The organism is Polaribacter sp. BM10, assembly GCF_002005425.1.
GTDB classification, from domain to species: Bacteria; Bacteroidota; Bacteroidia; order Flavobacteriales; family Flavobacteriaceae; genus Polaribacter; species Polaribacter marinaquae.
Window position 1 is genome coordinate 2,110,664 of the sequence record NZ_CP019704.1, and the last position, 12,868, is coordinate 2,123,531.

The window sequence follows — 12,868 nt, forward strand, 5'->3', positions numbered from 1 at the left end:
GCCTCATCATAAATTATGATGAGGCTTTTCTCTTTTTTGTAGAAGTATTATTTTACTTCGTAAAAGTTATTATCGGCATTAACATCTGCCATTAATTTACTTTTATCTATTGTTACAGATTTAACTGCTTTCGATGCGTTAAAAGTATATGTTGGCATTGCCCAACCCCAATCTGTAATAACAGTTGCTTTTGTTGGCTTATTACCTCTCATTATTCTTAATGGTATATTAAAGTTTTCTACAGAACCATCAACATAAGTAACTTCTAAATCGATAGGCATTGGCATTTTACCAATTCTTTCTAAAGTAATTGTTTTGTTGTTTACAGATTTTACACCATAATCTATTGTATGTATCGTTTGTGTCCACTCATTTAAATACCAATCTAAATGAATACCAGATACCTTTTCCATAGAACGTTTTACATCATTTGGTGTTGGATGTTTAAAACTGAAATCTGTAAAGTATTTTTTTAATCCTTTTGCTACATTATCTGCACCAATTACATACTCTAATTGAGACAAAAACATGCTTCCTTTACCATAACTACCTGTACTGTAAGCTGCATTTGTATTGTATCTATCTGCATGCGTAGTTAATGGCTCTTCTATATTGTTTTTTACTAAATAATTGTAACCTCTGTAAGGACCTGCATTCGGATTTTTGTCGCCTCTTTTTAAAATTTCATAAGATGCTTTGTTAGAAATATAAGATGTAAAACCTTCATCCATCCACGGGTGTTTACTTTCGTTGGTAGCTAACAAAAACTGAAACCAAGTGTGTGCCATTTCATGAGAAGTAACACCAAAAAGACTACCAAAACTTCTTTTTCCTGTAATTAAAGTAGACATTGCATATTCCATACCACCATCTCCACCTTGTATAACAGAATATTGTTTATATGGATATTGACCAACATGCTTACTAAAATAAGACATTAATTCAGCTGTTTTTGGCTGTAATTCTTTCCAGTTTCTTAAATACTTTGCCTCTAAATCTTTCTTATATAAAAAGTGTAAATCAATTCCGTTTGCCATTTTTAAAACATCATGATTGTAGTTAGGATCTGCTGCCCACATAAAATCGTGCACATTTGGTGCTTTAAAATGCCAAGTTAATTTCTCTGTACTTGGTACGTTTAACTGCTTTGTTTTGTCTTCATAACCGTGTCCTATTTCTTGCGGATTTTGTAAATAACCTGTACCACCAACAACGTAATCTTTATCAATAGAAATCTTCACATCAAAATTACCCCAAATTCCGTGGAATTCTCTAGCAATGTAAGGAGGTGTATGCCAACCTTCAAAATCATATTCTGCCATTTTAGGATACCATTGAGACATTGAAAGTGCAACACCTTCTTTATTATTTCTACCAGTTCTTCTAATTTGAACAGGAACTTGTGCATCAAAATCCATATCTAAAGTAACTGTTTCACCAGATTTAATTGGCGTATTTAAAGTTACTTCTAAAATAGTACCTACAGTTTCATAAGTTACCGCTGTTCCGTTTTGTTTTAAAGAATTTACTTTAATATAACCAATTTCATCAGCATTTAATTTACTAATTCTATCTCTAACTCTTCTATCTGGATCTTTGATGTTTAAAGATCTAACATCCATTTGAGAACCTGGTTGAAAAGCATTAAAATATAAGTGATAGTAAACTTTATCTAATTGATCTGGAGAGTTGTTTGTGTACACCGCTTTTTGTGAACCTTTATATTGATACTTTTCTGTATCAACATCAATATCCATTGTATAATCGATGTGTTGTTGCCAATAAGTAGTAAACTTAGTGTCTTTTTTTTGCTGATATGTGGCTTCTTTTGTTTGGTTACAAGAAGTAATTATAGCAATTGCAAAAAATAAAAGTAGGTTTTTTTTCATGTGATAGTTAATTAAATTTAAATATAAAAGTAAAAAACAGCAATCAAAAGATTGCTGTTTGTAATTATTATTTTTTTCCGTTTACAATTCTATCTGCCATAATTAACGCATTATAAGCATTAACTACTCTACCAGAAACTGATAAATCTGAGAATGGAACTTTTTCATCTTTAGTACCTGGTTTGATAACATCAAAATTAACTTTTAAACCAGAATTCATTAAAATATGCTTTACTTGACTTGCTGATAACTGCGGATAATACGAACGCACTAAAGCTGCAACGCCCGCTGCAGAAGGTGCTGCCATAGATGTACCACTAATTGCTTCGTATTCATTTTTAGGGAATGTTGCATAAATATCTACACCTGGCGCAAATACATCTACATTCATTTTACCATAATTAGAAAAAGTAGCTGGCAAATTTTCATCATAATGTAAACTCATTGCTCCTATTGTTAAAACATTATCTGCAATTTCGTTTACTAAATCTTTAGAATCATTTGGGTATGTTTTTTCGATGTCAATATTTTTACCATCATTACCAGCAGCATTTACAATTAAAACATCTTTACTTTCTGCATATTTAATAGCGTCATAAACCCATTGTTTATTTGGGGAATATGCTTTACCAAAACTTGTATTTATAATTTTTGCACCATTATCAACTGCATAACGAATTCCTAAAGCAATATCTTTATCGTGCTCATCGCCATCTGGCACAACTCTTACTGCCATAATCTTAACATTGCTAGCAACACCGTTTACACCTTTATTATTATTTCTAGAAGCTGCAACTATACCTGCAACGTGTGTACCATGACTTTCTAAATCTTTAGAACCAATTACATTGTTGTTACCGTAGAATTTATCGTTAATATCATATAAGTCATCGCCCAAAGTTTGTCTAGCATTAAAATCTAAATCATAACTTTTAGAAGCGTCTTTACCTTTCTTATAATCTAATAACTGTTTCTTATAGTCTAGCAAACCTTTTTCGCTCATGCCTCTAGATAACATATTAGAAACATCGGCAATTTTTGCTGCTAATTGCGCACTTTTTGGTTTTGCACTTTTTAAATCTTCTATAGTAAAATCTTCTTTTCCTAAAAACTCTTTTACATCTTTAAAATTTTGCTCTATTTGTGTAATTCTTGTCTCTGTTTGCTCAAGATTGAATAATTCTTGTTTATGAGCAGCCACAGATTGTGTATACTTTTCTTTTAACTTTAAAAATTCTTGAAATTCAGCTTTATCGGCATCTGTAATTTCAGATGCTTTTTTATCGCCAAATTTGTCCATTCCTTTTTTAACAATTCTAGTTAGTTCTAGTTGATCTGCATTTACAATTTTACCTTCTTTATTTCCAAGAAAATTCCATCCGTGTACATCATCTATATAACCGTTGTTATCATCATCTTTATTATTATTTGCTACTTCTTTAGGGTTAACCCAAGCAACATCCTTTAGATCTTCATGTTCTACATCTATACCAGAATCTGCAACAGCAACAATTACTGGCACTCCTTTTTTACCTTCTAAAAATTGATATGCTTTTGCAATACTCATACCCGGAATCGAGTCTGTTTGTAAATCCATATGACTCCAAACTTGTACTTCTTCTTCTGTTAATGCTCCTTTTTTAGCAGGAATATTTATCACATTTTCTGCACCATTTGGCACCGGAATTGTATTTATTGATGTTTTACAACTTGCAAAAACAAGACTAGCAACTGCTGTATAAATAATTGGCTTTAATACTCTCATCTCTCTTCTCTTAATTAAATATATCTGTAAATTTATGTGTATTTTTTAATCTTACTCCTTTTTCTGTATGCTTAACCGTACAAAGCTCATTATAAGCATCGTGTTCTAAAAAAAGGTAATAATTATTGTCTGCAGCTTCGTTTAAAAAAGCAGCTTTTTCTTTTATTGTTAATAAAGGTCTTGTATCATAACCCATTACATATGGTAAAGGAATATGCCCAATTGTAGGTAATAAATCTGCCATAAAAACAATTGTTTTACCTTGATATGTTATTTTTGGTAACATTTGTTTTTCTGTATGACCATCCATAAACAAAACATTAAATCCTATTTGGTCAATTGCATTTCTATGGATAAAATTAAGCTGACCACTTTCTTTAATCGGATTTATATTTTCTTTTAAAAATGAAGCTTTTTCTCTGGCATTTGGTTCTGTTGCCCATTGCCAATGATTATCGTTCGACCAAAATTTTGCATTCTTAAAAGCAGGTTGTAATAAAGTTTTTTGTGAATTCCATTCTATTACACCTCCACAATGATCGAAATGTAAATGTGTTAAAAAAACATCTGTTACATCGTCTCTATGAAAACCATATTTAGCCAAAGAACTGTCTAAAGAAAAATCTCCAAACAAATAGTAATAACCAAAAAATTTATCCGATTGCTTAGTACCTAATCCTGTGTCTATTAAAACAAGTCTATCTCCATCTTCTATAAGCATACAACGCATACTCATGTCTATTAAATTATTTGAATCTGCAGGATTAGTTCTTTGCCAAATACTTTTAGGTACAACACCAAACATTGCGCCACCATCTAACTTAAAATTACCTGTTTCTATAGGATATATCTTCATTATATAAAATTAAAAAAATCATTAAAAATTAATATTTAATGATTTTATAAATAGTAAACTACAAAAAATATAATTTGTAGCCTACAAATATGAAGAAAAAAGTGTAATTTTCTGTTAATAAAAATCTAATTCTTAAGAAGTAAAACTTGGCTTTACAATTTTAATTTTACTTAAAACCTTAGCAACTTTAATTATTGCAAAAACTCCTATTGCTAATCCTAAAACAACAAATAGTAATTGATTGTCTATTACGGTTTCTGTAGCTGTTGTTGCGTATGCATCTGGTGGTAAAATTTGTAAAAACATAGTTTGCAGTGTTTTGGTTTGGTTGTACAAATGTACATTTACAAGTCACCCAAATTTTTGATTTTTCGATAAACGACTATTTTCTAACGTTAAACTGCATTTAATAAATTAGTTCTTGTGATTATCATATAAATAAAAAAGCCTTAATCAAAAGATTAAGGCTTTTTTGAGGTGTCTAGCGGATTCGAACCGCTGTACATGGTTTTGCAAACCATTGCCTAGCCACTCGGCCAAGACACCTTTTTATTAAAACAATATAAATATATATCGTTTTAAGGATTGCAAATTTACGCAAATTTACAAGTATTGCAAGTATTTTTTTATCTTATCTCTTTTTTGTTAAAATAATAGCTACTTCTTCTACGTTTCCGCCTATTGGTGGGTTAATTTTTGCTACAGAAACTTTAGCTCTTCTAATCATTCGAATTTCTCTAAAAAATCGATCTAAGATTCTTTGTGCAACCTCTTCTAATAATTTAGATCTAATTGCCATTTCTTCTTTTACAATATGATTTAGATGTACATAATCTACAGTATCTGCCAACTCATCTGTTTTTGCAGATTTTCTTAAACTTGCCTTTACCTCTACATCTACTCTATATTCGCAACCAATTTTGGCTTCTTCATCTAAACAACCATGATAAGCGTAAAGCTTAATATTATTTACTTGTATTATTCCCATTTTAAGCTTCTGGCTTTGTTTCTGTTGTTACTTTTTCCCACATTTTATCAGAATTTAATCTAAAAGAACCTTTGTACTCTAAACTCCATTCGCTTGGTTCTATTATAGACAAAAATAATTCATCTTTTTTATTTAAGTAAAGATGATATGTTTCGCCAATTATTGGTTCGAAACCAAACTTTGCATTATAAAGCATATCATTGTAATGAAATTTCTCCATTAACAATTCGTACTCTCTTCTTACTTCTTCAAATTTTCCCTTTAAAATTTTATTTGTGCGTCTTACACCATCGGCGGTCCAAGTTGCCGTGTTTGAAGGCTTAATTACTGGCGAACTTGCAGATGTACCATATGGTTTTAAAGCAGCATCGTATTTTTTAGTTTCCTCATTAAAAACAACTAAATCGGGCTTTTTTTCTCCGTCTTTCTTCATATTACAAAATTACGACAAAAAAGAGGCAATTTTATAGCTTTTGAAAAAAATTAGTTGGTGAAAAAGTCAAAAACATTACTAATAGCACTTGTTTTTGTTTTGTAAAATTCTGTGTATGTGCAACGCTCGCAAGTAACACTTGTAAATTTCTGATTTTGAATATCAAAAATTTTAGACAATGTACCACCGGTTGCCCTCATTTGTCCTAGTTTATAAGTTTTACTGTTACATTTAGGGCAAGTGTAATTTTTAATTTTATCGCTCATAATAAATTGTGTTTATCTATTAGTTGCAAATTTTACAATTTTGTTACAAAACTCTTAATACCAATGAAGTATTTTATGTAATTTTGTTTCTTAATTTTTTCATATAAAACGATGTCTGAAGAGAAGAAATCGCTCAATTTTTTAGAGCATATTATAGAAGAGGATTTAGCAAACGGAATGCCAAAAGAAAATTTACGTTTTCGTTTTCCGCCAGAACCTAACGGTTATTTGCACATTGGTCACACAAAAGCTATTGGTATTAGTTTTGGTTTAGGTGAAACTTATAATGCGCCTGTTAACTTACGTTTTGATGACACAAATCCTGCTAAAGAAGAGCAAGAATATGTAGACGCAATTAAGAAAGACATTTCTTGGTTGGGTTACACTTGGGCTAATGAATGTTATTCTTCAGATTACTTTCAGCAATTATATGATTGGGCAATTTTATTAATTAAAGACGGTAAAGCTTATGTAGATTCTCAATCATCAGAAGAAATGAGAATACAAAAAGGTACGCCAACTTCTGTAGGTACAAATAGCCCTTTTAGAGATAGAACAGTAGAAGAAAACTTAACCTTGTTTCAAGACATGAAAGATGGTAAGTTTAAAGAAGGCGAACATACATTGCGTGCAAAAATAGATATGAGTTCCCCTAATATGTTAATGAGAGATCCACTAATGTACAGAATTATGTACAAAGCACACCACAGAACTGGTACAGATTGGTGTATTTACCCAATGTACGACTGGACGCATGGTGAAAGCGATTATATAGAACAAATATCACATTCTTTATGTTCTTTAGAGTTTAAACCTCATAGAGAATTATACAATTGGTTTCGTGATAATGTATATGATTTCAGCAAATCAGAATATCCAAATCCACCAAAACAAAGAGAGTTTTCTCGTTTAAACTTAAGCTATACAATAATGAGTAAGCGTAAGTTATTAACTTTAGTAGAACAAGGTATTGTATCTGGTTGGGATGACCCAAGAATGCCAACAATTTCTGGCTTAAGAAGACGTGGTTATACACCTGCTTCTATTAGAAGTTTTGTAAAAACTGTTGGGGTTTCTAAACGTGAAAACGTAATAGATGTTGCTTTATTAGAATTTAAAATTCGTGAAGACTTAAACAAAACAGCACCTAGAGTAATGGCTGTTTTAGACCCTGTTAAAGTAGTAATTACAAATTACCCTGAAGGAGAAGAAGAGTTATTAGACGCTAATTACAACGATTATGAAGATGGTTTTGGTAGCAGAAAGGTTCCTTTTTCTAGAGAAATTTATATCGAAAGAGAAGATTTTAGAGAAGAAGCAAATAAAAAGTTTTTCCGTTTAAAATTAGGTAAAGAAGTTCGTTTAAAAAACGCTTATTTTATTACTGCAAATAGTTGCACTAAAGATGCAGATGGTAATATTACAGAAATACAGTGTACTTACGATCCGTTAACAAAATCTGGAAGTGGTACACCAGAAAGCTTACGTAAAGTAAAAGGAACTTTGCATTGGGTTTCTGTAAAACACGCTATAAAAGCAGAAGTAAGAGCATATGATAGACTATTTTTAGACGAAGCACCAGATTCACATAAAGACAAAGATTATATGGAGTTTATCAACCCAAATTCTTTAGAAATTATTAATGCTTATTTAGAACCTAGTTTACAAACTGCAAAAATAGGAGAGCGTTTTCAGTTTCAAAGAATGGGATATTTTAATGTTGATGATGATTCTACAACAGAAAATTTAGTTTTTAATAAAATAGTTGGTTTAAGAGATTCTTGGGCTAAAAAATAAAGCATGAAAAAATTATTTTTAATAACAATCTTAATTTTCACAATTTCTTGTTCTAATAACAAAGAAGTTAAACAAGTGGCAGCTATTTCTTGCGGACAGTGTAAATTTGATTTAGATTCTGAAGAAGGTTGCAGCTTAGCTGTAAAAATTGACGAGAAAGCCTATTTTGTAGATGGTTTTAATATTGATGATTTTGGCGATGCACACGACAAACACACTGGTTTTTGCGAAGTTATAAGGCAAGCAGAAGTTACTGGTGTTATAGAGAATAATAGATTTAAAGCTACAGAAATAAAGCTTTTAGAAATGAAATAATTATATTTTAATCATAAAAAAAATCCGAAGTAATAGTTTACTTCGGTTTTTTTTTACGCTAATATTTAGCTCTATAAATTAAGGTGCAGGATTTGGTATTGCTGCATGTACTGCTTCTATTTCTTTTAAAACATCTTCAGATAAATTAATATTTATTGAATTGATATTTTCTTTTAACTGACTCATTTTTGTTGCTCCAATAATATTACTAGTTACAAACGGTAACTGATTTATAAATGCAAGTGATAATTCTGATAATGTTAAATTGTTCTTTTTTGCAATTGCCTCATATCTCTTTACAGCTTCTAAAGAACCATCGCCCATATAACGTGCTATAAATCTAGGAAACAAAGTTCCTCTTGCTCCTTCTGGTTTGTTTCCGTCTAAGTATTTACCAGACAAAACACCTTGCGCCAATGGTGAGTATGCCAATAAACCAATATTTTCTCTTAAAGAAACCTCACTCATTCCGTATTCGTAGGCTCTATGAATCATAGAATATGAATTCTGTATTGTAACGGGTCTTACTAAGTTATTTGAGTCTGCAGTTTGCAAATACTTCATTGTTCCCCAAGGGGTTTCATTAGAAAGTCCGATAGCTTTTATTGTTCCAGATTTTACAAACTTGTTTAACGTTTCTAAAATTTCTAAATGATTTTCTGCCTCTTTGGATGATGTTTTGTAAGGATAATCTCTAGTACCAAAACAGTTTACACCTCTATCTGGCCAATGCAGCTGGTATAAGTCTAAATAATCTGTTTGTAATCTTTTTAAACTTGCTTCTACAGCTTCTGTAATATTTTTCCTATTAAAACCACCTGTTCTAATATGTTTTGTATAATCGCCACCACCAGCAATTTTACTTGCCAAAACTACTTTTTCTCTATTACCTGTTTTTTGAAACCAATTACCAATAATTCTTTCGGTTTCTGCATAAGTTTCTGGCGTTGCTGGTACCGGATACAATTCTGCAGTATCAAAAAAGTTTACACCTTTTTCTAAAGCATAATCCATTTGTTCAAATGCCTCGTCTTGCGTATTTTGTTTACCCCAAGTCATGGTTCCTAAACAGATTTTAGAAACTTCTATCGATGTATTACCAAGTTTTGTGTATTTCATTTATATAAAATGTATCTCTTAATTTAAATATTTACGACAATAAATTGCTTACGAATTTAAAGCTAAATCTATAAAAAAACAATAAGCGCATAATTTTAAAAATTATACGCTTATCAATAAAATATATTAGTTTCTTATTTTAAAATAGCTTCTATACCTGGTAATGTTTTTCCTTCTAACATTTCTAGCATTGCGCCACCACCTGTAGACACGTAGCTTACTTTTTCTGCAAAACCAAATTGCTTAACTGCAGCTACAGAATCTCCTCCACCTACTAAAGAAAAAGCTCCGTTTTTAGTTGCATTATCAATAGAATTTCCTAAGGCAATTGTGCCTTCAGAAAATGTTTCCATTTCAAAAACACCTAACGGTCCGTTCCACAAAATAGTTTTACATTTGTTTACAACAACATCAAAATTTTCTCTAGATTTTGGTCCTGCATCTAAACCTTGCCAACCATCAGGAATTTGAGTAATATCTAAAACTTTAGTATTTGCAGCGTTATTAAAATCATCCGCAGCAATTACATCTACAGGTATATGTACTTCTACACCTTTTTCTTTTGCTTGCTTTAAAATATCTAAAGCTAAATCCATTTTATCATCTTCACAAATAGAGTCACCAACTGTGCCACCTTGTGCTTTGATAAATGTAAAACTCATACCACCACCAATTATTAAGTGATCTACTTTGTCTAAAATATTTTCTATTACTGTAATTTTAGATGAAACTTTTGCGCCTCCTAAAATTGCCAAAACAGGTTTTTCTGAATTGTTTAATACTTTATCTATACTTTCGATTTCTCTTGCTAATAAATTTCCGAAGCATTTATTTTCTTCAAAGAATTGTGCAATAATTGTTGTTGATGCATGCGCTCTATGTGCAGTACCAAAAGCATCATTTACATAAATATCACCAAACTTAGATAGTTTTTCTGCAAAAGCAACATCTCCTTTTTTCTCTTCTTCGTAAAAACGTAAATTTTCTAATAATAAAATTTCTCCAGATTCTAAGTTTGCAACTGCTTCTTCTACTTTATCACCAATACAATCTTCTACAAACTTTACATTACAACCTATAATATCTACTACAGATTTAACAATATGTTTTAAAGAAAATTCTTCTTGAAAACCTTTTGGCCTTCCTAAATGAGACATTAAAACACAACTTCCTCCTTGTTCTAAAATATCTATAATTGTAGATTTAGCTGCTTGAATTCTTGTAGTGTCTGTAACTTCAAATTTATCATTTAAAGGAACATTAAAATCTACACGAATAATTGCTTTTTTATTTTCGAAATTAAAATCTTTTAGTGTTTTCATTATTGTTTGTTTTTAACAAAAATACCTAAATCTTTAGGTTTATAGAAATTGATTACTGAAAAATTAAGATATCGTTTGCGTAGACTATACGCTACATCAATTTTAAGATTTAAACTTGTTTTTAAGTTTATTAACAGGGCTAGTTGCTCTATTTTGATATGCGTGCATTGTACTGCTTAAAATTAATATAGTTGCTGCTACAAAAGCAATTGTTTCTATAGTATTGTTTTTATTGGCAACCCCAATTGCTATTAAAGCCCAAGCTCCAACTAAAGCAAACTCTCTTAAGTTTCTAGACCATGTAACTATTAAGTTAATTATTGTCGCAATAATTATTAGAATAATCGTCCAGATTACAGGAGAAATTCCAAAACCAGACCAATTTATTTTCACTAAATACGATGATACATTTGCAATACTTGCAACCGTTACCCAACCAGCGTATATTACAAAAGGCCACCACAGAAAAAATATAATTGATAAAGGAGCATCCCAAATTTCCATTTTATTGTTTACAACAATTTTTAAAATAGAAAAGAGCAAAATAAAAATGCAAATACAAGACAAACCGGTAAACTCATAAATCCAACAGAAAACCCAAGCCATGTTTGCTAAACAAGAAATTAAAAACCAGAAGCCTATTTTGTCTACAAAATTGTTATCTTTTACATCTACAAAAAGACTTCTACCTTGATAGATTACAAAACCAAATAATAATAAATATATAATTCCCCAAATAGAAAAAGCATAACCAGCAGGTGTAAATAGAGTGTTTAAATTTTTAGACACACTACCTATTGTTGTGTTATTCATGGCACCTGTATTTGATAAATAATTTATAAACACCATGGCAACAAAGGCAATACCATTTGTTATTTGTAAAAACTTTTTCATACTTTATTTTTGATTTTTGTAATCATTAAAAATACAAAAATTTCTAATTAAAAATTTAAGAAACACTTATATTTGCTTATGCTTTTTAACCAAGTTATAGGTCAAGATCACATAAAAAACCATTTGCAAGTTTCTGCAAAAAATGGTAGAATACCACATGCTCAATTGTTTGTAGGAAAAGAAGGTAGCGGTACTTTACCAATGGCTATTGCCTATGCGCAATATTTATTATGTAATTTTTCTGATAATGTAGAAGCTTGTAATATTAAATGCGAAAAACTACAACACCCAGATTTACATTTTGCTTTTCCGGTAACCACAAATAACACTGTAAAAAAACATGCTGTTAGTAATTTATTTTTGGAAGATTGGCGAGATTTCACAAAAAATCATCCCTACGGAAGTCTCTTTAATTGGTTGCAATTTATTGGTGTAGAAAATAAACAAGGTAATATTGGTGTTGATGAAGCAGAAGCTGTTGTAAAAAAATTACAGTTAAAATCTTACGAAGGTGGTTTTAAAGTGATGATTATTTGGATGGCAGAAAAAATGAATATTGCAGCATCAAATAAACTTTTAAAATTAATAGAAGAGCCACCAAATAAAACTGTTTTTTTACTAATTACAGAAAGTGAAGAACAGATAATAAACACCATAAAATCTAGATGTCAGGCCTTGCACTTTCCTGCTTTAAGTGAAAGTGATATTGCGAATGCTTTGATTGAAAGAGAAAATTGTTCTGAAAATGAAGCCGCTAAAATTGCGCATCAAGCAGAAGGAAATTATAATAAAGCCGTACACCTATTACATAATGATTCTTCTGATATGGTATTCGAAGAATGGTTTGTTGCTTGGATTCGTACTGCATTTAGAGCCAAAGGAAACGCAGCAGTTGTACAGCAATTAATAGAATGGTCTGAAACTATTGCTAAAACAGGTAGAGAAACTCAAAAACGATTTTTAGAGTATTGTTTACAGTTTTTTAGACAAGCTTTGCTACTTAATTACAAAAGTGACAATTTGGTTTTTATGGAAACTAAAACAGGTTTTGATCTTTCTAAATTTGCCCCTTTTGTGCACGCTGGTAATATTTTAGAGATTGAAAAAGAACTAAATGATGCAATGTATCATATCGAAAGAAACGGAAATGCTAAAATTATTTTATTAGACCTTTCTATGAAATTAACAAGATTTCTTCATAAGAAGGAAGAAACTTTGTAAGTT

General features: G+C 30.6%; 13 protein-coding genes and 1 tRNA gene. 3 read left to right on the forward strand and 11 right to left on the reverse strand.

The features are described 5' to 3' along the window. Positions 1 to 47: 47 nt before the first annotated feature. The 8 genes from BXQ17_RS09395 to BXQ17_RS09425 form a co-directional block, all read right to left on the reverse strand. Positions 48 to 1,889, reverse strand: a complete 1,842-nt coding sequence (locus BXQ17_RS09395; RefSeq protein ID WP_077810399.1) for a M1 family metallopeptidase — start codon at positions 1,887 to 1,889, stop codon at positions 48 to 50. Between the two features lie 67 nt (positions 1,890 to 1,956). Beyond that, on the reverse strand, positions 1,957 to 3,654 hold the full coding sequence (locus BXQ17_RS09400; protein ID WP_077810400.1) for a S8 family serine peptidase: 1,698 nt from the start codon (positions 3,652 to 3,654) through the stop codon (positions 1,957 to 1,959). 10 nt (positions 3,655 to 3,664) lie between these two features. After that, positions 3,665 to 4,510, reverse strand: coding sequence for an MBL fold metallo-hydrolase (locus tag BXQ17_RS09405; RefSeq protein WP_077810401.1), 846 nt, complete (start codon positions 4,508 to 4,510; stop codon positions 3,665 to 3,667). Positions 4,511 to 4,642: 132 nt separating this feature from the next. Beyond that, the gene (locus tag BXQ17_RS14550; RefSeq protein ID WP_154066937.1) at positions 4,643 to 4,816 is read right to left on the reverse strand and encodes a hypothetical protein; all 174 of its coding nucleotides are present in this window, start codon (positions 4,814 to 4,816) and stop codon (positions 4,643 to 4,645) included. Positions 4,817 to 4,985: 169 nt separating this feature from the next. Beyond that, positions 4,986 to 5,056: transfer RNA gene (locus tag BXQ17_RS09410), tRNA-Cys, on the reverse strand. A gap of 85 nt (positions 5,057 to 5,141) precedes the next feature. Beyond that, the gene (gene folB / locus BXQ17_RS09415) at positions 5,142 to 5,498 is read right to left on the reverse strand and encodes a dihydroneopterin aldolase (protein WP_077810402.1); all 357 of its coding nucleotides are present in this window, start codon (positions 5,496 to 5,498) and stop codon (positions 5,142 to 5,144) included. 1 nt (position 5,499) lies between these two features. Next, positions 5,500 to 5,931 carry a DUF2452 domain-containing protein gene (locus BXQ17_RS09420; protein WP_077810403.1) on the reverse strand — a complete coding sequence of 144 codons (432 nt, stop codon included), beginning with the start codon at positions 5,929 to 5,931 and terminating at the stop codon, positions 5,500 to 5,502. Between the two features lie 50 nt (positions 5,932 to 5,981). After that, positions 5,982 to 6,197 carry a zinc ribbon domain-containing protein gene (locus BXQ17_RS09425; RefSeq protein ID WP_077810404.1) on the reverse strand — a complete coding sequence of 72 codons (216 nt, stop codon included), beginning with the start codon at positions 6,195 to 6,197 and terminating at the stop codon, positions 5,982 to 5,984. Between the two features lie 111 nt (positions 6,198 to 6,308). Here BXQ17_RS09425 and BXQ17_RS09430 point away from each other — a divergent pair, with 111 nt between their 5' ends. Together BXQ17_RS09430 and BXQ17_RS09435 are read left to right on the forward strand one after the other, a co-directional pair. Continuing rightward, positions 6,309 to 7,994 (forward strand): glutamine--tRNA ligase/YqeY domain fusion protein, encoded by a 1,686-nt coding sequence (locus tag BXQ17_RS09430; protein ID WP_077810405.1) that lies wholly within the window; start codon positions 6,309 to 6,311, stop codon positions 7,992 to 7,994. Positions 7,995 to 7,997: 3 nt separating this feature from the next. Continuing rightward, positions 7,998 to 8,309, forward strand: a complete 312-nt coding sequence (locus BXQ17_RS09435) for a DUF6370 family protein (protein ID WP_077810406.1) — start codon at positions 7,998 to 8,000, stop codon at positions 8,307 to 8,309. 78 nt (positions 8,310 to 8,387) lie between these two features. Here BXQ17_RS09435 and BXQ17_RS09440 read toward each other — a convergent pair whose 3' ends face one another. The 3 genes from BXQ17_RS09440 to BXQ17_RS09450 all read right to left on the reverse strand — a co-directional run bounded on the left by BXQ17_RS09440 (position 8,388) and on the right by BXQ17_RS09450 (position 11,644). Continuing rightward, the gene (locus BXQ17_RS09440; RefSeq protein WP_077810407.1) at positions 8,388 to 9,428 is read right to left on the reverse strand and encodes an aldo/keto reductase; all 1,041 of its coding nucleotides are present in this window, start codon (positions 9,426 to 9,428) and stop codon (positions 8,388 to 8,390) included. A 134-nt stretch (positions 9,429 to 9,562) separates the two neighbouring features. Then, positions 9,563 to 10,750, reverse strand: a complete 1,188-nt coding sequence (pgk, locus tag BXQ17_RS09445; RefSeq protein ID WP_077810408.1) for a phosphoglycerate kinase — start codon at positions 10,748 to 10,750, stop codon at positions 9,563 to 9,565. 102 nt (positions 10,751 to 10,852) lie between these two features. After that, positions 10,853 to 11,644 (reverse strand): hypothetical protein, encoded by a 792-nt coding sequence (locus tag BXQ17_RS09450; RefSeq protein WP_077810409.1) that lies wholly within the window; start codon positions 11,642 to 11,644, stop codon positions 10,853 to 10,855. A 78-nt stretch (positions 11,645 to 11,722) separates the two neighbouring features. On the opposite strand from BXQ17_RS09450, the gene BXQ17_RS09455 reads away from it, so the two are divergent. Next, complete coding sequence (locus BXQ17_RS09455; protein WP_077810410.1) at positions 11,723 to 12,865, forward strand: DNA polymerase III subunit delta'; 1,143 nt, start codon at positions 11,723 to 11,725, stop codon at positions 12,863 to 12,865. Positions 12,866 to 12,868 lie beyond the last annotated feature (3 nt).